14 protein-coding genes are annotated in these 20439 nt (G+C 44.5%); 9 read left to right on the forward strand and 5 right to left on the reverse strand.

The window, feature by feature from the left end; genetic code table 11:
• Nucleotides 1–30 precede the first annotated feature (30 nt).
• The gene (locus NYE35_RS03955; RefSeq protein ID WP_094902186.1) at nucleotides 31–1554 is read right to left on the reverse strand and encodes a flavocytochrome c; all 1524 of its coding nucleotides are present in this window, start codon (nucleotides 1552–1554) and stop codon (nucleotides 31–33) included.
• Nucleotides 1555–2049: 495 nt separating this feature from the next.
• Between NYE35_RS03955 and NYE35_RS03960 the strand changes: the two genes are divergently transcribed.
• The 6 genes from NYE35_RS03960 to NYE35_RS03985 all read left to right on the forward strand — a co-directional run bounded on the left by NYE35_RS03960 (nucleotide 2050) and on the right by NYE35_RS03985 (nucleotide 10377).
• Complete coding sequence (locus NYE35_RS03960; protein WP_254924577.1) at nucleotides 2050–2937, forward strand: spermine/spermidine synthase domain-containing protein; 888 nt, start codon at nucleotides 2050–2052, stop codon at nucleotides 2935–2937.
• A 51-nt stretch (nucleotides 2938–2988) separates the two neighbouring features.
• The gene (locus NYE35_RS03965) at nucleotides 2989–3858 is read left to right on the forward strand and encodes an aminoglycoside phosphotransferase family protein (RefSeq protein ID WP_254924576.1); all 870 of its coding nucleotides are present in this window, start codon (nucleotides 2989–2991) and stop codon (nucleotides 3856–3858) included.
• A 293-nt stretch (nucleotides 3859–4151) separates the two neighbouring features.
• Nucleotides 4152–5708, forward strand: coding sequence for a glycosyltransferase family 39 protein (locus NYE35_RS03970; RefSeq protein WP_341120208.1), 1557 nt, complete (start codon nucleotides 4152–4154; stop codon nucleotides 5706–5708).
• Nucleotides 5709–5739: 31 nt separating this feature from the next.
• Nucleotides 5740–5988 (forward strand): hypothetical protein, encoded by a 249-nt coding sequence (locus tag NYE35_RS03975; protein ID WP_076272137.1) that lies wholly within the window; start codon nucleotides 5740–5742, stop codon nucleotides 5986–5988.
• Nucleotides 5989–6084: 96 nt separating this feature from the next.
• Nucleotides 6085–6837, forward strand: a complete 753-nt coding sequence (gene yaaA / locus NYE35_RS03980; protein WP_076272138.1) for a peroxide stress protein YaaA — start codon at nucleotides 6085–6087, stop codon at nucleotides 6835–6837.
• A gap of 174 nt (nucleotides 6838–7011) precedes the next feature.
• Nucleotides 7012–10377, forward strand: coding sequence for a HEAT repeat domain-containing protein (locus NYE35_RS03985; protein ID WP_341120210.1), 3366 nt, complete (start codon nucleotides 7012–7014; stop codon nucleotides 10375–10377).
• A gap of 81 nt (nucleotides 10378–10458) precedes the next feature.
• On the opposite strand, the gene NYE35_RS03990 is transcribed toward NYE35_RS03985, so the two are convergent.
• On the reverse strand, nucleotides 10459–12234 hold the full coding sequence (locus tag NYE35_RS03990) for an ABC transporter ATP-binding protein (protein WP_076098707.1): 1776 nt from the start codon (nucleotides 12232–12234) through the stop codon (nucleotides 10459–10461).
• The gene (locus NYE35_RS03995) at nucleotides 12221–13996 is read right to left on the reverse strand and encodes an ABC transporter ATP-binding protein (RefSeq protein ID WP_076098706.1); all 1776 of its coding nucleotides are present in this window, start codon (nucleotides 13994–13996) and stop codon (nucleotides 12221–12223) included. Before NYE35_RS03995 ends, NYE35_RS03990 begins: the two co-directional genes overlap by 14 nt.
• A gap of 274 nt (nucleotides 13997–14270) precedes the next feature.
• On the opposite strand from NYE35_RS03995, the gene NYE35_RS04000 reads away from it, so the two are divergent.
• The 3 genes from NYE35_RS04000 to NYE35_RS04010 all read left to right on the forward strand — a co-directional run bounded on the left by NYE35_RS04000 (nucleotide 14271) and on the right by NYE35_RS04010 (nucleotide 18778).
• Nucleotides 14271–14972 (forward strand): ABC transporter ATP-binding protein, encoded by a 702-nt coding sequence (locus tag NYE35_RS04000; RefSeq protein WP_036684849.1) that lies wholly within the window; start codon nucleotides 14271–14273, stop codon nucleotides 14970–14972.
• A gap of 13 nt (nucleotides 14973–14985) precedes the next feature.
• Nucleotides 14986–17631, forward strand: a complete 2646-nt coding sequence (locus NYE35_RS04005) for an FtsX-like permease family protein (protein WP_341120211.1) — start codon at nucleotides 14986–14988, stop codon at nucleotides 17629–17631.
• 709 nt (nucleotides 17632–18340) lie between these two features.
• Nucleotides 18341–18778, forward strand: coding sequence for a hypothetical protein (locus tag NYE35_RS04010; RefSeq protein WP_341120213.1), 438 nt, complete (start codon nucleotides 18341–18343; stop codon nucleotides 18776–18778).
• 173 nt (nucleotides 18779–18951) lie between these two features.
• Here NYE35_RS04010 and NYE35_RS04015 read toward each other — a convergent pair whose 3' ends face one another.
• Together NYE35_RS04015 and NYE35_RS04020 are read right to left on the reverse strand one after the other, a co-directional pair.
• Nucleotides 18952–19398 carry a GNAT family N-acetyltransferase gene (locus tag NYE35_RS04015; RefSeq protein WP_076274722.1) on the reverse strand — a complete coding sequence of 149 codons (447 nt, stop codon included), beginning with the start codon at nucleotides 19396–19398 and terminating at the stop codon, nucleotides 18952–18954.
• A gap of 21 nt (nucleotides 19399–19419) precedes the next feature.
• Nucleotides 19420–20313 (reverse strand): DUF4003 family protein, encoded by an 894-nt coding sequence (locus NYE35_RS04020; protein WP_341120216.1) that lies wholly within the window; start codon nucleotides 20311–20313, stop codon nucleotides 19420–19422.
• Nucleotides 20314–20439: the final 126 nt, after the last annotated feature.

Raw genomic sequence — 20439 nt, forward strand, 5'->3', positions numbered from 1 at the left:
GCTGTGAGGCCTATAGTATCTAGTATCTACTTATTTTGCCTTTATGAATTCAGCAGATTTGATCCCAGCTTGACGGCCGAAAATAATGATTTCTGCAACAGAGTTGCCGCCGATCCGGTTTTGTCCGTGTAAGCCGCCTGTAACTTCACCTGCCGCAAACAGACCAGGAATAGCTTCACCATCTTTATTCAGAACTTCTGTGTTCGTATTGATCTTCACGCCACCCATGGTGTAGTGAATCCCAGGAGCAATTTTAATAGCGTAGAAAGGACCAGTGGACAGGTCATTGTCCATTCCTGTAGTTCTGCCAAATTCGGCATCCTTTTTATTCTTAACGGCGCTGTTCCAAGTATCAAGCGTTGTTGCCAGCTTATCCTCTGGAACACCGATTTCTTTGGCCAAAGCTTCGATGGAATCCGCCTGAATCACGAAACCCATTTTGTCATATTGTTCAATAGCCTTCACACGGGATTTAACACCGGAATCAAAGACCAGCGTAGCTGCTTTTTCAGGTAGTGTATTGATGGAAGCTGTTACTTTATCACGGGTATCTAATTCGTTGGTGAACCGTGTTCCTTCACTGGAAACAAGGATAGCGCCTTCCCCACGAACAGCTTCGCCGATGAGGTAGGATTTTTCTTGCTGCACAGTTGGGTGAACTTGGATTTGATCCATATCGACGGTTGTGCCGCCGAGTTTCTCAATCATCTTGATGCCGTCTCCGGTACTGCCGATTTGGTTAGTAGTAACGTAGCCTTTCAAGTCAGGTCTTACTTCGGAGATTAAATCCATATTGGCACCGAACCCGCCAGTGGTTACAACGACAGCATCTGCCGTAATTGTTTTTTCCTCTGTTTGGTTAAAAAGGACTTTGACGCCATTTACTTTGCCATCTTTTTCAGTGATTTCTTTGACATCAGCATTCACAAAAAGTGGGATTTCTTTCTCTTGTACGTTTTTCACTAAACCTTTGACAAGGTATTGACCCACAGCAGAGCCATCTTCAGGACGGTGTGTACGTTTTTCGTTCATGCCGCCTGTAATGGTGATATTGTTCAAGCGGATTCCGATGGAATCCAGCCAATCGATCGCACTCGCGGAATTATCAACGAAGAAACGAAGCATTTCTTTGTCGTTAGTGTCATGGCCACCTTTTAATGACTCTTCATAAAATAAATCATTGCTGTCTTCAATGTTTTGTTCTTTTTGGAATTTCGTTTCAGAAGCGTTCATTCCCGAAGAGGATTTGGTTGTGTTCCCGCCGGCAACCGGCATTTTTTCCAAAATAACAGGGTTCATGCCTTTCTCTTTGGCCTCAAGCGCCGCGGACATTCCCGCACCACCCGCACCGACAATGATGATATCATATTTATCTTTTAATTGATCGAATGGTGTGTAGCTTGCTTCAGATGCCCCGGAGACGGCTTCAACTTCTTTTTTCTCGTTGTTATTACTCTTGCTCTCGTTCACCTTGTCGTTTCCATTACCGCAACCTGCGGTAACGAGCATGACAGAGAGGACGAGACTCAGAGCACCAGCTGCTTTCTTTTTCATTGTTAACCCTCCACTTTTATATTTCTCTATTAAGATGTACTTAAGATGTACCAAAAGAACCCGACAAAAAAGAAAGGAAGTATCAGAGGGAGTTGGAAGTGGAGAAGCGCGCGCGTCGCTGTTATTCTCCTAACTTCAAATCTTCTACGGTTACGTCCACAGTTTCCATCGTTATTCTCTTTAGTTCATCTTCTTATTAAGTATACCATCAATCATAACTATTAGTGAAAGTTTTCACAAATTATACAAGTCGTCTATTCTAACATAGGGTAACGAAATATTGAGTAGATTAGGCGAAAAATGGATCATAGACCTTGCAATTAGAAGGTTTTGACGTAAGATTTTCTCACTGTAGAAGTGGTAACTGTCACGGATTAGTAAAGCAGTTTTTGTTCTTCTGGATTTTTAAATGGTAAAATGAGAGTATTGCCTACTAGTCAATCCGGAAAGACTAACATGAGACATAGAAACAAATTCTAATTAATAGGTGAGAATATGGAATTTAATAATGTAATAAAAGAAAAAGTAAAAGAAGATAACTATAAAGTGTTTGCTTTACTAAGCCGCTATTTGAATAATACCCCCGACTTTATTAACAAAGAAGAAATTGAAGAAATCGTAAACTGTGGTGTATCTTATGAATACGCTTTTGGTTTAATGCTGGCTGCTGCTTTTGGGATGGATACGGTTGATAATGTTGATGATAAGGAATTGTTCAACCAATATTTTAGCAATATGCTTCATAAGCTTGAGGCAAATGAATATTATGACAATCCATATTATAAAAATATCAAGATACCAACTATAAAGATTAATAATAGTGAATTAAAATATGAAAAATATAAACCTTTTGAAGGTTTTGTTTGCAATGATATCATCCGGACAGAAGAGGGAAGACAAATTCCTCAAGTTGGTTTTTTTCAAAATGAATTCATGTTCCCGGCCGTCTTGGAGAATGATAGAATCTGGATGACCATCACGCCAAATGAAATAGAAACAATGAAAGAAGCTGTAGATAAAGCGTTTGGGAATGTTCTTACGTTTGGGCTTGGGCTTGGCTATTATGCTTATATGGTTTCTGAAAAAGATAATGTTGAAAGCATAACGGTTGTTGAAAAAAATCAAGATGTCATTGATCTATTTAATAAATATGTACTGCCACAATTCAGTAATGCTCACAAGATCAGGCTTATCCAAGCAGATGCTTTCGAATATGCAGAACAACATATGTCTAAGGAGAAATATGATTTTGCATTTACGGATTTATGGCATGATGTTTCTGATGGAATGGATATGTATTTAAAAATGAAAAAGTTTGAAAAGGAAAGCCCGGATACTGTATTTATGTACTGGATAGAACAATCTATTTTATGTTATTTGTAGTTTTGGGTTGCGTAAATCTGTTGTAGCTGACTCCGAAAGGAAGAACCATTTTTGAAAACTCCTATATCTCTCATAAATTGGCTAGAGCACAACGAAATCATAAACGACTTATTAAATCAGGAAGAAAGCTTAACTGCGCATACAATGGATCAAGGATTTGAAGCTGAGGTCATAAGGATTAATTCTGATCAAGAGAGCTATGTACTGAAAACATGGAATAAGGAATCCAGACCGGATGTCCAGTTTCAATATCGTTTATTGGATGTTCTATCCGAACGAGGAGTAGCCGTCTCTAAACCAGTGGGCTGGGGAATCAATTTGGATGGAGATAAGGTGTTGTTAACAAGTTTTGACGGAACCCCTATTCATAAAATGAATACCAGGAAAATGAAGGAACTCGCAAGCCTATTAGCAAAAATACATAAAATTCGCGTTGAAGAGATTGGAAATATACAACTGCCAAAATACAATTTCATCGGCTACTTTTTCCCTGAAGCCAAAGAACAATCTGATATTTATAATGTGTTGAATACTCTTGTTGAGCAAACTCCAATGAAGCAAGACTGTATCATTCATGGGGATTTTCATATCGGAAATATAGTGGAGGATAAAGAGCGATATACCATAATCGATTGGACGAACGGCCAGTTGGGAGACTCTAGATATGATTTTGCTTGGTCACTTATTCTGCTGAAAATATATATCTCCGTGCGTTATGCTGATGTGTTCCGAACTGCTTATCTATTGGAAAATGATATGGATCAGGAAGAACTTGAGATCTTTGAAGCTTGGGCATGTCTACGGTGGGTTTTGCTGAATAGAAGAGGTAGCACACCGAAAGGGCCTAATACAACGAAGAGAGTGAAAAGTTTAATCGCTGATAATCGGTTTTTAAAAAAGATGGATAGTAAATTCTTCTGATGTACGCAAGGATGGATGGATTTTCTGGGAGATTGGGTATATAATGTAACCCGATTCCCAAGGCAATAGCCGCTTTTAAGGGCGGTAGGCTTCAGCAAATAGGACACGACAGATAGACCGCATACCTTTGTGAGTGGGCGGTCTATTTGCGTACCTCTCTTTCTAAATCTCTTCCTTGCGAATTCCCAAACATCCGATTTTCATTGGATTTTCAGTTTGGGTGTTTATAATGCTTTTTATGAATCGGGGCAGCGGATTGTAAAGGGCTTTCGATTGCGTAAAGGAGGTTTTCCATGATAAGAGGAATTCAAAAAACATTGTATCTCATACTTGCATTCTTTATCGGTCTTTTTATCGCATCCTCCTTTTTTATTAGGGCGAAATATAATTATTTCGTGTATGGGGACACGCCAATTTTGGAGAGGCAACAGCTGGGTCTTTTTATTCTAGTGATCGCAGGGGTGCTGGCATTAAGCGTTATTTTGTATAAAATGTGCCTGAAGCTTAATAAGTACAGTTGGAAAATAGTCATTCCAGCCACACTGCTATTTTCTTTTGCAATCCAGATGGTGATTATCTTTCTGTTTCCACGCTTGCCGACGGATGATTCGCAGACAGTGCTTTCATTGGCACTCGACATGCTGTACAGGAATGATTATTCGTCGTTTGACACGAGCGGCTATCTGCATATGTTCCCGTTTAATTTTTCGATTGTTTTATATTTAAAGACGTTGTTGTTGATCTTTCCGGATAATTATCTGGTAATCAAAATATTCAATATTCTGTTTTCACTCTTAACCTCATTAATGATTTACATGCTGTATAAAGAGCTCAATTATAAGTCCAAGGATAAGGATTATGGCATCCTCGTGTTTGCCGCAACCTATATCCCTTCATTGTTTATGAGTAATTTTATCTATAACGATGTGATCGCTACCGCTTTTCTGACAAGTGCTTTATATTTTGCCATAAGATTTATCAAAAGAAGGTCCATTAAGGATATTTTCTTCGCAGCTCTCTTACTGGCAATAGGCAACTATTTCCGCAGTATCGGTGTTATTTTTCTGATTACCGTGGTGGCGGGTCTTTTATTTAACATACGTTCTATCGGGGTGAAAAAGGTTTTTAGCGCTTTGTTTATCACGGCCATATTGTTTAATGTTCCCGGCTGGACGCAAAATGCTGTGCTGCAGTCGACGAATGTTGCAGATGAACCGATGAACGAAAATTCCGCACCTGTCTACATGTGGCTGAATATGGGGATCAATCTGGAGACGTTTGGGTTCTGGGACAACCGGGAGAGCTACGCAATCTATCAGCAGGATGCAAATTATAATAAGGCAGAAAGTACGGAGTTATTTAAAGAAGAAATCCGTAATAAACTCTCCGAGGCGGGCCTAAGTGACTTAGTGAAGATGTATTATAAAAAAATCGTTTGGACCTGGACGGAAGGAACCTACCAGATGGAACGATATGGGCTCGGAAACGACGGATCATCCAGTAACGGGGGAAGAATGGGCTTTGTCATGGACCGTTATAGCTACACTAATGCTGCTACGGATTTGTTTAAGGCAGACTCCAATTATAGAAGCGGAATGTTGTGGCTGCTGTATGTCCTGAATTTTCTGATGTATGTATTTATACTCGTTCGCTTAATTGGTGGAATAAGAGCCAAAAGATTTGAAGAGACCTCTTTGATTCTTGTGGTGCTGGGCTTTATCGGATTCTATCTTTTATGGGAGATCAAGTCCCGGTATATTTACCCGGTGTATCCGCTGCTGATCGTATTATCCTACATGGGTTTTAAGGACGTATACGATTATATGTTAAAAAGATATTTTCCACGTTAACTATGTTCGCTCGGAAAGAGGGGATTCAAAGATGCGGATCAAGCGATATTTCGCTTTGCTCATAGCAGTGCTAAGTTGTTCCATGGTGCTCGTCTCCTGCGATGCTATTACTGCACAGAAGATAACGAGTACTGACTCCGGGTCAAGAGCGAACGGGGGACAGGGCTTCACCGGCGGGCGGGGGAAAGATGGGGGCGGATCTCCCGGCATGAATGGTGGGACAAGGAGAAACGGCAACCCAGGTACAGATGGCGGTGGCGCACAAGGTGGGTGGCAGTGAACAAATTTCATGAACTTGCCCCAAGCCTACGAAGATTAAGTGTGATAGGATAAGGTTACATTTAAATTCCCCGCGGGGGTAAGAAAAGGGAGCACCATGAGAATCATTATATCGCCTGCCAAGAAGATGAAGATGGATACGGATTTCTTGGATTGCCGCCAGATGCCGCAATTCATAAGCGAGTCGCAGACTCTTCTGGCCTTATTACAAAAGTTGAATTATGAAGAAGCCAAATCGTTATGGAAATGCAATGATGCCATCGCCACGCTGAATGTTGAACGGATTCGGGATATGGATGTAACACGGAATCTTACACCGGCTATTTTTTCTTATGAGGGTATCCAGTACCAGTACATGGCACCCGGGGTACTTCAAATGGAGGAGCTGGAATATCTTCAGCAGCATTTACGGATATTGTCCGGATTCTATGGAATCGTCCGGCCATTTGACGGCGTTGTTCCGTACAGGCTGGAGATGCAGGCTAAGCTTAGCGGACCTGGTTTCAAGTCTATCTACGAGTTCTGGAACAGGAAGCTGGCAGATCAGCTATTGTCGGAGACTGACATCATTCTGAATCTGGCCTCTAAGGAATACAGCAAGTGCATCTCCCCTTACATTGGCGGGAATGTTCGCATGGTTAGTTGTGTATTCGGGCAGGAGATCGGCGGTAAGGTAGTAGAGAGAGCGACCCTGGTCAAGATGGCCAGAGGTGAAATGGTACGCTTCATGGCTGAGCGGCAAATCAGCTGTGTGGAGGATATCAAAGGCTTCGACGGATTTGATTTCAGCTTTGCTGATGAGCTGTCGGATGAGAGTACGTATGTGTTTATTCAGAAAAAGAATGACTAGAGCAAGCAGTACATGAAGGTAATCCTGAAGGAGGTTGAATAACCGACTTCAGGGTTACCTTTATTTTTTGGTCAACGAAACCAGATGCTGAATTCTAGTTTTTTTAAAGGGGATAGATTAGGGTATAGAGAATAAAGTTCGGGTGGAATAAGAACAGGTTAACGAGGAGGACTTATGATTTTCAAAAGAGATCCATTGGATAAACAGAGCTTACTTAAAGAATTGGATTCGCTAGGCTATTCCGACAGAATCAAAAAAGTAGCAATCTTAGGCCGTGATCATCTCGGATCTGTCCAGTACTCCCAATTACTAGCCTCTTTGCTGGAGGATGGCGTTTATGAAGCGCGACTTGCCTTAATCGGCGCCATTGCAACACAAGATGCTGCTATTATTCTATCAGCACTGCGGCATCCCAAGGCAAGTATCAGAAATACGGCTGCGGGTCTTTTGGCAAGGGTGGCTTCGGATGCTGATATTGAACGTGAGCTCCCCCATTTATCCCATGATTGCCGCCGCAAGCTGCTGCACAGTATTTCACAGATTAACCGTCAGGAATTAGCGGAACGCTTATTGCCTGTAGTGTATGCCCGGTGGGGAGCAGAGGAAGCCGCGATTATATTGCAGGCCTGTTATTCGGCAACGGTAAGTAAATGGCTAGCTGATATCGGGTATGCCATAAAAGACTGGAAGAAATTATCCAGCCGGCATCTTGACGTAGTGGCGGAATACTTTGCAACAACACTGGAAAGCACACCACTCAGGGAAAAAGGCTATGTCTGGTGGAGATTCTCATCAGCTCTGGAGATCCTATGCAATCTGAAGGCAGATTTGGTGCTGGAGTGTGCGCTGAATCATGGACCCATGGACATCATACATCCTGCTTTAAAAGAACAGCTTGGCACGCTTGTACGCCAAAATCCTAATAAGGTATATCAGCTGTTAACACGAACGGAGTCGCGGAGCGATCTGATTTCTTATGGTGTTCCTGAAGCTGTTCTTAAAAGGAAAAAATATTTATCCATTGATCAATGGATTGAGATAGCGAAACTACTCGCAGATCACCCTATGCACATAGCAAAGCTGCTTCATAATATTGCACCCTCTAAGCGCAAGGTCATTTTCGATGCTGTGTATGAAGAAGATAAACGCAATGAACGCATTTTTCCGGAAAGATTACTGTATGTATTACCACATGCCTTGCGTGACAAGGAAGCCACCCGGATGCTTGGCCTTCGTGAAATCAATGATGACCGGGAGAGAACAATCAGATTTACAGCTTGCCGTTCTATTCTTCATTCAAGAGCGGGACTTGAACAAGCAACACAGGTATCCAGTGCAGACGAACGTGCCACGGCGCTTATGCAGCTGATCAGAAGTACCGTTCTGTCGAGACAGGGCATGAATGAAACTTTGGTGTACCTGGGCCGGATTAAAAATGATCAGGATCCTGTCCGGGGCGCTGTGTTTAAAGAGCTATCGGAAAGTCCTGCGTCTGTGTTCACGGATACCCATGTACAAGAGCTTACTTTGCTTGTTGATAGTGTTATAGAGGCCAGAGATACTTCATATGGTACAAAATTTTCCGTTCAACAACTGGCGGTTGCTATTCTCCGGCATAACGCATTACATCCTAATGGTGAGCTGTTTAAGTTTTCTTTAAAGACGATTCAGAAATTGGCCAAGCAGAATGGGCAGCTTTCCCTTCCATCATTGGAGAAGAATTTACCCAGGGGAGTAGAAGAGATTATCTTCGACGAAATTTATACATTAGCTGTACAGGCCAACAAAAGAGAAGACTACAATCTGGTGTTAAGCCTAGCTAGCTCATTCGGTAAAAGAGGTTACGGCATCATAAAACTTCAGAATCTGTTAAAGGAAGCAACGAGGGCAAAAGCAGATTCTACAGCCATACAAGCGGCCAGATACTGGCTTGCGCCTCATACAACGCGTGATGCCAGAGTTAAGGAATTATTAGCTTTAGATAAATCGTATATTACGATCCATGAAGTGTTCCAGCATCTGCATCCGAAGCGTCAGGAATGGCTCGATCCTTTTATTTCAGGAGCTGTCATTAAGGGCAAGTTCCTATCAGGCAAAACTATCTATCTTGTGCCGGCTGCGGATGGATTCCACAGATGGCTGCCACGTCAGCAACAAGCTTTAAGTGCCTTATTAGAAAAAATTGCATACGATGCCAAACGTAATCTTTGGGAGCGTGCAAGCGTTATGAAGATCATGGCAAGCATGCCTGATCTCGGTTCGGATAGGTTACTGGGGCTTATGCAGGATAAGGAAGTAACTGTAGTAGAAGCTGCACTTCATGCCTTTTCACTTATGGAAGAACCAGAGAAGGCACTTCCCGTTCTGCTGGAGAATCTGGATGGGGACCGGGCCCGTGTAGCCATGTACTCGATACCCAGATGCATCCGCAGGGTGAATCCGGTGTTACTGGTTACCATGCTGAAAGAGCTGCTGAATCGGGATAAGCTGAAGATCACTGTCAGAAAAGAAGCCATCCGCTTACTGGGCGCTTATAGAAGCGATGACAGTCTTCCGCTATTGATGAACGAGTTGGAGAAACCCAATGCACACAAGGATGTAATCATAGCCATAGGGCATGCTGCGAAACAGCTTTTAGATGATGAACGCGCTTGGGACATGTTAAGTACAATGGCTTCTTCATCAGAAAGTGACATCGCAGGAAGTTTATTATCTCAACAGCCTAATGCTCTTCCGCTAGACTTTAGACCACGTTATCTAGGATTAATCCTTGAAATTGCAAGGCACCAGGATGCGTATATTGGCAGATATGCTTTCATTTCTATGATGCGGTGGACAAATGGAAATGAAGGGATTGTTGCAGCTGCCACCGCTCAGTCTATTACGGATTTGGAAGACAGCACTAGATGGGAAACTGCTATGAATACGCTGGTAGAAACCTGTCGCGATGGTAAGATCAATGAGGTAGTAGTTGGTGTATGTCAGAGACTGGTTAGTGCAGCGATAAGTGATGAATGGAACGCTACTGCCAAAAGAGATTTGCCTCATCGGCAACGTCTACTGAAATTAGTCAACCAGCTGATAGCTTTGCCAAAAATCACCCGGATGCACCTTATCCCTTTGTATACGGATCTGATTGACTGTCTGGCATCTGATGAGACCTTACAGCAAGCTGTGATGAAATTGTATATAGCAGCAATAGACTGGAATAACGTGGAGGAATCCGCCAATTATCTGAATCGGATCGTTACCACTATTTCAAATCAGTCCCAGCTATTAAGCGATGTTTATAAGCAGGTCGCGTATAATTTAGAAGAGAGCACGGGATACTGGAGTCCGGAAACTTTATTGGAAATTGTAGATGTTCTAGGGTCTGAGAGCCGTTACGAATCTCAGTATATTGGACTTTCGTTGCTTGAAGTTGCCGGAAGTGCTCTATTGTGGAGTCCAGAGCCTGCAGAGCGTCTGCGGTTGTACAGAAATCACACGAACCTTGCGGTTCGCTCACTTGCGCTAAATATTTGGACGGCGATAGATTAGTTTTTGATATTTTTTGAAAATATAAAACACCAAAAAAGCTCAGGCTGCAAATCGGCCTGAGCTCTTTTGGTATTTCTTCAATTAAGCTTCCATCTTCTGTGCTGTGTAGAGGCGGTAATAAAGGCCCCGCTGTGCGATAAGCTCATCATGTGAGCCGCTTTCCGCGATGCCTTTGTTAGATACGTACATAATACGATCGCAGTTTTTTACGGTGGAGAGGCGATGCGCGATAATGAACGAGGTGCGTCCCTTAAGCAGTTCATTCAGCCCTTTTTGCAATAAGCGCTCAGTCTTCGCATCAATGGAAGAAGTGGCTTCATCCAAGATGAGAATGCGCGGATCTGCTAAAAGTGTTCTTGCGAACGAAATGAGCTGCCGCTGTCCTTGAGACAGCTTGGAGCCACGTTCATTGACCTCTGTCATGTAGCCTTGATCGAATTCACGGATGAATTCGTCGGCGCAAACGGCCTTTGCAGCGGCGATTACTTCTTCTTCGGTCGCATCCAGTCGGCCGTACCGAATATTGTCCAGAATGGTACCGGAGAAGATGAAGCTATCCTGTAACATAATCCCCATCTGGCTGCGAAGAGATTTTAACGTCACCTGCGAGATATCCTGGCCGTCGATCAGAATCTGACCACTGGAAATGTTATAAAAGCGTGAGATTAGATTGACGACGGTTGTTTTGCCCGCACCTGTGGGTCCTACCAGCGCGATGCTTTCTCCCGCTTTGACCTTGAAGGAGATATTCTCCAGAATATTAAGCCCCGGGTCATAGGCGAAAGTTACATCGTCGAAGGTGACATGGCCCTGTACAGATGGCAGTATTTTTGCATCCGGAATATCACTGACGGTAACCGGTTCATCCAGCGTTTCGAAGATACGCTCAAGATAGGCAACGGCGTTGATGAAGTTATTGTACAGGTTCGAAAGATTCAGAATCGGCTGCCAGAAGCGGGCAGCGTAGCTGCTCATCGCCAGAATGACACCGAGGGTCATGTCTTGAGGACTCAGTGTTAGTAGGCCTACAAGGAAAATCAATGATGTAACGATCGTAGATAAGTTGTCTACGGAGAACGGAATAAGTAAGTTGTAACGTTGAGCCTTCATCCATTCTTTACGGAAATTACCCGCGAGACGTGTGAAGATTCCTTCGTTACGTTGTTCCCGGGAGAACATTTGTGTCACACCAATACCGCTGATGCTCTCTTGCAGATAGGCATTTAGGTTGGAGCTTTTGTTGGACACTGCTTGCCATGCCCGGCGTTGCCGGGTTTTGATCAGCAGCATGATGCCAAGGAAGACTGGCAGTCCGGCAAGGATGACAAATGAGAGTCGTACATCGACAGCGAACATGAAGGCTGCGATAAAGAGTAAATTCACGATTTCTAGAATAAAGTTGATAATCCCGTTGGACAGCACATCTGAAACGGCGTTGACGTAGTTTACGACCCGGATAAGGATCTTGCCCTGTGGGCGGTCGTCATAATATTTGAAAGGCAATTCTTGCAGATGCTTAAACAAATCCGTTCGGATGTCAAAAATAATATCCTGCCCAACACTCGTCATGATGCGCGAGCGTATCGTAGCCAGATAAACACTGACCACGATGGTCACAAGCATCAGTGCAGCCCAACCCAGCAGTGCAAGCTTCTCTTTTGCCGGAATGGTCACGTCGATGACATGTTGCATGATCAGCGGAGCCGACAGTGAAATGGCTGCTGAAAGTGCACTGAGCACGAACGCAACAATCATTGGCGTTTTCTTTCGTTTGATATATACCATCGCACGCCGGAAGTGTTTTATATTAAACGGCGATTCAAGATTTTCATCGACGTCAAATTTATTCCTTGCCACTTGCGGTCACCTGCCTTCCAATACCCTCGTTCTGCAGTTTAAACACTTCGTAATAGTAACCACGTTTCGCCAGCAGTTCAGTGTGAGTCCCTTCCTCAACTAGCTTCCCGCCATCCAGAATGAGAATACGGTCCGCTTGCGAGGTAGTAGATACACGCTGCGCAATAATAATTTTCGTACAAGGATAGTCCAGTTCACGTAGACTTTTTTGGATATGCTCCTCCGTCTCAAGGTCGACCGCAGAGGTCGTATCATCGAGAATCAGGATAGGACGGTGTACCGCCAAAGCACGCGCTAAGGCAATACGCTGCTTTTGCCCTCCCGACAGTCCGACTCCGCGTTCCCCGACAACGGTATCATAACCTTCAGGCATTTTGGTAATGAAGTCGTGTGCGGCTGCGAGCTCTGCATAACCCATTGCATCTTCTTCCGGAAGATCAGGATCGCCATAGGCGATGTTTCCATCAATGGTATCAGAGAACAAAAGTACATCTTGGGTCGCCATGCCGATATTTCCACGAAGTTCATCAAGCTCCAGCTGCCGAACATCAACACCGTCTACTAGTACGCGCCCTTCAGCTACATCGTAGAAGCGAGGGATGAGGTTGATGATTGTTGTTTTGCCTGATCCTGTCGCGCCCATGATTGCTACAGTTTCACCGGGTTCAACGGTAAAGCTAATATCGTCCAGTACGATAGCGCTATCATATTTAAAGCGGACATGATCGAATTCAATACGGCCTTCATAACGGCGTTTGTCAGTGACAGTATGCTCGTTAACAATATTTGGCCGGGCATAATAGATATCTACGATTTTGGACAAGCTCGCAAAAAAGCGCTGAATGTCGTTGATAATGATACCGATGTTGCGCATAGGGTTCGATATAGCCCAAATAAGCGAAGAGAAGGCCATAAACTCACCGAAGGTGATCCGGCCGTTCATAAGGAACAAACCACCAACCAACATAAGAATTACGTTGAAGCCCTGAGCGAAGGATTCCAGATAAGGAAAATAATCAAGCCATACAAGGGCGGCCTTTTTGTTCGCCGTAGAATAGTTGACATTCTTCTCTGTGAATTTTTCGACCTCGAATTCCTCGCGGGCAAAAGCCTTGACCACACGGTTGCCTGAGATATTCTCCTGTGTAGTCGTGTTAAGCTGGGACAGCCGTTCACGCAGGTCAATATACATAGGACGGACGCGTTTAGCGAATATGTAAGCCACGATAAAAATGGGCGGTGACAGGATAAGCATCCACAGCGTCAGTTCCGCATCTATAGTGAAAAAATAGATAACGGCGGCAAGGAAGATCGTTAGCGATTCAATGATCGTCTTAAAAATCCAGGCCATAGAGTGACGGACCATGTCCAGATCGCCTGTCATCTTGGTCATGAGATCGCCGGTACGATTATGATCGTAGTATTTTCTGTCCTGTCCCTGAATTTTGTTGTACAAATAAATGCGGACATTGTACATCATATTTTGCGAGGATATCTCGTACTGCATGGTCGTGAAATATGCGAGACCTGTGCGCAGTAGAGAAAATCCAATCATGCCCAGACAGAGCATAATTAATAATTGCCGTTCTTGTGTAAGATTCTGCAGGGCGTTGTCACCGGCTATAAACGTATCGACAATGCGCTGACTGATGTACGGATTCACGATTGTAAGACTTGAGCCCACCACCGAAAGGCAGAGTGCCAGAATGTATCGCGTCCGGTTTCCCTCTAGGTTCTGCCATAGCCATTTCAGTTCGAACATCTGATCACCTGTTTCTGATTGTTCTTGTTCTTTCACTCTTGCCTGAAAAGAGTAAATAAAACAAAGTGATTATAACATTATCAAATGACTAAGTATCGTTTACGGTAAAATTTCCTTGTTACATTATTGTTACAAAAAAATGAACTTATTAATGATGTGAATTTCACCTTGTGTAATGAGGGTTTGCCATTCGGGCTTGAGCGTTCTAATTATGATAAACTGAGACAATGTAGAGTAATTAGACTTAGTTCGGATAGGGACAGGAGGAAGAGGAATGAGTTTTGTTGCTGTAAAAGGGGAGTACAAGCGTTACAAGATGGGCGAGAATGTAATTGTCGCGAATGACGGGATTGATTTTGAGATAAAAAAAGGTGAATTTGCCGTGATCGTCGGCCCAAGTGGTGCGGGTAAATCTACAGTGCTTAATATTCTGGGTGGAATGGATTCCGCCGATGAAGGTCAGGTCATTGTGGATGGCATTGATATCGCTAAGTTTAGTGCCAAGGAGCTGACAGGCTACCGCCGAAATGACGTAGGTTTTGTATTTCAGTTCTATAATCTAGTGCCTAATCTGACCACACTGGAAAATGTTGAGCTTGCTTCGCAGATTTCCCCGCGTGCACTAGATGCACGTAAGGTGCTGGAGGATGTGGGTCTGGGCGCGCGGTTAGATAATTTCCCGGCTCAGTTGTCCGGTGGTGAGCAACAACGTGTCGCTATCGCCAGAGCGTTGGCTAAACAGCCGAAGCTGCTGCTCTGCGACGAGCCGACAGGAGCGCTAGATTATAACACCGGCAAGCAGGTGCTGAAGCTGCTGCAGGATACTTGTCGTAACACCGGGACAACGGTCATCGTAATTACACATAATCTGGCGATCGCTCCGATGGCTGACAGGGTTATAGAGATTAACAACGCTAAGGTACGGAAGATGGTGATCAATCCTTCGCCGGTATCCGTTGACGATATTGAATGGTAAGGAGAAGGCATCTATGAAAAAGCGTGCATTGTGGAAAGATATTTTTCGTGAAATTGGGCATACCAAAGCCCGGTTTATTTCGATTTTTGCAATTATTATGTTAGGCGTCAGCTTTTTTGCCGGAATCAAGGCTACAGGGCCAGATATGCTGAATACAGCTGGAATCTTTTACAAAGAGCAGCGCTTGATGGATCTGAAGGTGCAGACTAACTACGGCCTGACTGAAGACAACATCGAGTTACTCAGAAATGTACAGGGGATCGATGAGATTCAGCCGAGCTATAGCGCAGATGTATTCATGGGTGATAATGCCTTAATACTTAAAGTCAATTCTTACAACACGGATAAACCACTTAATCAATACCGTATTATTGAAGGCCATCTACCGGAGCATTCCGGTGAAATCGTGCTGGACGATAAGCTAACGGAAGAATATGCGTTGGGTGACAAGGTATCTTTCAGTGGAAACGGTACGGATGCGGAGCTGTCGAACAGCTTCGAGACACTGGAGTATACCGTAGTTGGCTTTGTTAGAAGTCCACAGTTTATTGAGCAAAGTACCCGTGGCACCAGTGGGATCGGCAAAGGTACGGCGGATGCGTTCGCCGCGATCCCGGAGTCAGATTTCAAGCTTCCGGTGTATACGGAAGCCTATCTGTCATTTAAGGATACAACTGGGGTGAAGGCTTATTCGCCGGAGTATGAAGATCTGATCGAACAGCATACCCATGCTGTAGAGCAGGCGATGTCCGGCGTGCCGGAAGCACGGCTTGCTGAGCTGCGGGCGGAAGGCGAGAAAGAGCTTTCTGGTGGCCGCGCAAAGGTGGCCGCCGCCGAGCAGCAGCTTGCGGATTTGCAGCGCCAGCCGGAGGAAGTGCAGCAGGAACAGGCTGCAAGCATGAAGGCAATTGCTGCCGGACTTGCTTCTGCCAAGGAAGAATTGGCGGCAGGGGAGCAAAAGCTTGCAGAGCTGGAGCAACTTAAGGTCTACGTTACTGACCGAAGCGCTAATCCGGGATATGCCGAATATAAAGATAACGCTGATCGGTTGTCGGCGATTGCGAGTGCGTTTCCTGTGTTCTTTTTCCTGATTGCTGCGCTGGTCAGCTTGACGACCATGACACGGATGGTTGAGGAGCATCGCCTGCAGATCGGGACCCTGAAAGCACTTGGTTATGCTAACCGCGACATCATGGCCAAATTCCTGGTCTATGGTACGCTTGCCAGTCTGGCGGCTTCAATTGCGGGTCTTGCGGTTGGTTTTACCCTGTTTCCGGGTATTATCTACGATGCGTATAGTGCAATCTATAACTTGCCGGATATCACGAAGAATTTCTATCTTTCGTATTCGATCATATCCGTTATCGTAGCGTTAATATGTACTACGTTGACGGCGTGGATTGCTTCACGGGTAGAATTACGCAGCAATGCTTCCGTATTGATGCGTCCGAAGGCACCAAAGAGTGGCCAGCGTATTTTACTGGAGCGGGTCACTTTTATATGGAAGCGTTTGAGCTTTGTCCAAAAGGTTACCGCACGGAATCTATTCCGCTATAAGCAGCGGATGTTCATGACTGTATTCGGTGTGGCTGGCTGTACAGCGCTGATCCTGACGGGATTTGGTCTCAAGGATTCAATTGGCAGCATCGCCGGGTCGCAGTTCGGCACGATTATGAAATATGATGCACTTGTGGCACTGCATGAAGATGTGTCTGCCGATGTGCTAAAAGCCTACGACCAACTAATCACTGGTGAATCTGCAGTAACTGGGACGCTGAGTGTGGCGCAAGAACGGATGACCGCACACGCTAGTGGTGTAAATGATCAAGAGGTTCATCTGTTCGTTCCTACCTCCGTTGACTCTCTATCTGATTTCGTGGAGTTGCGGGATCGAAAAAGTGGAGAAGGGCGGATGCTTACGGATGATGGGGCTATTATCTCAGAGAAGCTGGCTAAGCTGTATGGGCTGGAGTCTGGTGATAAATTGACCGTGGTGGACAAAGATAATGAAACATTCGAGATTGAGGTCGCGGCGATTACAGAGAATTATGTAATGCACTATGTTTATATGACACCGGCGTATTATGCTTCTGTGTTCGGAGAAAAACCAGTATTTAACACAGAACTGCTGAACTACACCGCACATGATAAAACATGGGAAGACAAATTTGGTGAAAAGCTGACGGCTAATGAGGGCGTCGCTGCCATCAGCTTTTCCAGCAGTGTAGGCTCCGCCTTCGATGAGACTATGAAGAGTATGGACGTTGTAACCTTGGTGCTCATTGTTTCAGCGGCGGCATTGGCTTTTGTCGTCCTCTACAATTTGACCAATATCAATGTGTCCGAGCGGATCCGGGAGCTGTCTACCATTAAGGTACTGGGCTTCTACGACAAAGAAGTAACCATGTATATTTACCGCGAGAATATGCTGCTTAGCCTACTCGGTATTGTGGCTGGATCGGGTCTCGGCATAGTGCTGCATAGCTTCGTCCTGAAGACGGCTGAGCTGGATGCGACGATGTTCGCTCCGATCATCAAGTGGCCAAGTTATATTTATGCGGCGCTCCTAACACTGTTGTTCTCCGGTATTGTCATGGCGTTCATGCATATTAAGCTCAAACGAATCCATATGATAGAGGCTTTGAAGTCGGTGGAATAGCATCTAAAAACGCCATAGCTGCGGCTTTTTCTATGGATAGCTTCACTGGAGTCCGAAACTATGCCTCAAAGGCTATAAATGAGCAAATAGAGTCATCTGGCTCTGTAAGGAACAGGGGATGGTTAGGAATCGACGCTATCGTTCGCTATCGGATGCCATCCGACGATTTCTGACGATATAGTTTGCTATCTGAATCTATGCCCGACGCTATCGGACCTAGATGACCTTAAACGCCGGATTATCCGCCATTTGGGATGTTATCGGACTCCATAGCAGCTATTGGCATAAAAAACGTCAGAAATGCGGCTCTTTCTATGTAATAGCGACACTGGAGTCCGAAACTATGCCTCAAAGGCGACAAATGAGCAAATAGTGTCATCTGGGTCCGTAAGTAACTGGGGATGGTTAGGAACCGCCGCTATCGTTCGCTATCGATGCCATCCGATGATTTCTGACGATATTGTTTGCTATCTGAATCTATGCCCGACGCTATCGGACCCTATCGGACCCTATCGGACCCAGGTGACCTTAAACGACGGATTATCCGTCATTTGGAATGATATCGGACTCCATAGCAGCTATTGGCATAAAAAACGCCAGAAATGATGCTCTTTCTATAGAATAGCGACACTGGAGTCGAAACTGTGCTTCAAGGGCGATAAATGAGCAAATAGCGTCATCTGAGTCCGCAAGCAACAGAGAGCTTTGATTGGGTGATGTGCATGAGGGGATATGCGTAGATTTAGAAGTAGTTGCAGAAGTAGATGTAAAGGTAGAAGTAGAAGTAGAAGCAGAAGTAGAAGTAGAAGTAGAAGTAGAAGTAGAAGTAGAAGTAGAAGTAGAAGTAGAAGTAGAAGTAGAAGTAGAAGTAGAAGTAGAAGTAGAAGTAGAAGTAGAAGTAGAAGTAGAAGTAGAAGTAGAAGTAGAAGTAGAAGTAGAAGTAGAAGTAGAAGTAGAAGTAGAAGTAGAAGTAGAAGTAGAAGCAGAAGCAGAAGCAGAAGCAGAAGCAGAAGCAGAAGCAGTAGCAGTAGAAGTAAATGTAGATGAAGAAGTAGAAGTAGATGCAGATGCAGATGCAGATGCAGATGCAGAAGTAGATGCAGAAGTAGATACAGCTGAACCGAATACTCGAAGCTGCTTCGCCTAGCTCCTCCTATCTGCTTCTAACTCCTCCTAACTCCCTTCTATCCGCTCCTAGCTTCGCCAACCTAAACTGCAGACAACTAAACAACAGAGCAGCGTTCTCAAACGAGAGAATCGCTGCTCTGTTGTCTTTTACGATACTAAAATGCATCGAACTGTCTCCTTCTTAGGAAAAAGCTACTTAAGCGACATGTGCAGGATAGGAAAAGGATTACCTTGTTCATCTAGTGCTGAACGCTCAAAAACCTGAAATCCCATATGCTCATAGAAACCTAAAGCTTGGGGATTTTGCTCATTCACATCCACGAGGTGTACGTCGAGTTCCTGCATGACATAAGCTAGGAGCGCTTTTCCAACCCCTTTTCCCATTGCAGCAGGTTCTACGAACAGCATTTCAATCTTATTATTCTGAACCCCTAAGAAGCCAATCACCTGCTCTTGATCATCAGTAAAAGCAAACAAATCGCTTATGCCCTCAAGCGCCTGCGTGACCAGCGGCCGCAAAGCATCAATATCCGGCTCGGTTAGAAAAAGATGAGTATGCCGCACGGATGATTCCCAAATGTTCAGTAAACGGTTTAACAATTCTTCATTTCTAGTTGTGAAGCTTTTTATGGAGTCCATGTCTTTCCCTCACGATTCAATCTAATTCGAAGAAGAAGCTGCAGCTGCAGCCGCAGCTGACGCAGCCGCTGCCCCGGCAAGAGCCGCCTGCTGAGCAATCACAATATTGGTAATGTTGGTGGAGAGCATCGTAGTTAATACGCCGTTTTGTACATCCTCCACAGATCTGAAGGCTACCAGTGCAGAAGACAAGAGCAGTAATTCCTGCTTGCCAATAGACCAGTTACCGAAGCCCTTTTTTGTACGCAAAAATTCGTAAGTCTCTGAGACATCAGTAACGATGTCCTCACGGTCCGCTGCTTGAGGGGCTTCTTCCCCAAGAACCAATACCTGGGTCAGGGCTTGCACACTGTTGCCTGACATAAATTCGGGCTTAAGTGTTACATAGAGCTGCTCCATGCGGTCCACGCCACTCTCAACATCGATATCGGAAAGACCAAGCATAGCGGAGAAGATATAATCGTCTTGTCCGGTAAGGAAACGATGTTTTGCCTTCATACTATCATAAAATAGCTTTGCTCGTTCTACCGTACGCTGATATCGATCCGATGTTGCATTAGCAGCGATTTGATAGGCAGCAACGACGAGATAATCAGAGGCTCTGAATTTGGCTTCCTTCATTAAATCATACACGGCAAATGTGTTTGCAAGCAGAGTTTCCTTTTCGTCAGAAAGTGAAAGCAGGGCAGCAATGCTGATCACCGAAGCCCCTCTAAATTGAGAGAAAATCCCGGTACTCTCCTTAATTAGCTCGTAGCTAGCACGAATGGCTTCGTCATCTGCAACTTTGTCCTCTACAGCATACAATAGTGCCGCTAACCGATTAACCATTGCATTTTGCCATGGAAAAGCTTTTTTGATCCTCTGAGCGTTGTCTGCGAACAATTCAAGCCTAGCTGGATATTGCTCCTTCATTGGGTACACCTCTTATCTCTACTTTTACTTCATAACATTACGAAAATCCAGTGCTGTAGATTCATTTTACTATAAAAAATAAATCGGATGCCCACGAAAGCGGCTTACCAATAAGCTAGAGGTTGT

This window comes from Paenibacillus sp. FSL L8-0494, assembly GCF_038003695.1.
GTDB lineage: Bacteria > Bacillota > Bacilli > Paenibacillales > Paenibacillaceae > Paenibacillus_AQ > Paenibacillus_AQ odorifer.

Excerpts from the sequence above, each read along its gene's own strand:
- NYE35_RS03955 (WP_094902186.1), bottom strand. The coding sequence starts at position 1,554 with ATGAAAAAGAAAGCAGCTGGTGCTCTGAGTCTCGTCCTCTCTGTCATG.
- NYE35_RS03960 (WP_254924577.1), top strand. The coding sequence starts at position 2,050 with ATGGAATTTAATAATGTAATAAAAGAAAAAGTAAAAGAAGATAACTAT.
- NYE35_RS03970 (WP_341120208.1), top strand. The coding sequence starts at position 4,152 with ATGATAAGAGGAATTCAAAAAACATTGTATCTCATACTTGCATTCTTT.
- NYE35_RS03975 (WP_076272137.1), top strand. The coding sequence starts at position 5,740 with ATGCGGATCAAGCGATATTTCGCTTTGCTCATAGCAGTGCTAAGTTGT.
- yaaA (WP_076272138.1), top strand. The coding sequence starts at position 6,085 with ATGAGAATCATTATATCGCCTGCCAAGAAGATGAAGATGGATACGGAT.
- NYE35_RS03985 (WP_341120210.1), top strand. The coding sequence starts at position 7,012 with ATGATTTTCAAAAGAGATCCATTGGATAAACAGAGCTTACTTAAAGAA.
- NYE35_RS03995 (WP_076098706.1), bottom strand. The coding sequence starts at position 13,996 with ATGTTCGAACTGAAATGGCTATGGCAGAACCTAGAGGGAAACCGGACG.
- NYE35_RS04000 (WP_036684849.1), top strand. The coding sequence starts at position 14,271 with ATGAGTTTTGTTGCTGTAAAAGGGGAGTACAAGCGTTACAAGATGGGC.
- NYE35_RS04005 (WP_341120211.1), top strand. The coding sequence starts at position 14,986 with ATGAAAAAGCGTGCATTGTGGAAAGATATTTTTCGTGAAATTGGGCAT.
- NYE35_RS04015 (WP_076274722.1), bottom strand. The coding sequence starts at position 19,398 with ATGGACTCCATAAAAAGCTTCACAACTAGAAATGAAGAATTGTTAAAC.
- NYE35_RS04020 (WP_341120216.1), bottom strand. The coding sequence starts at position 20,313 with ATGAAGGAGCAATATCCAGCTAGGCTTGAATTGTTCGCAGACAACGCT.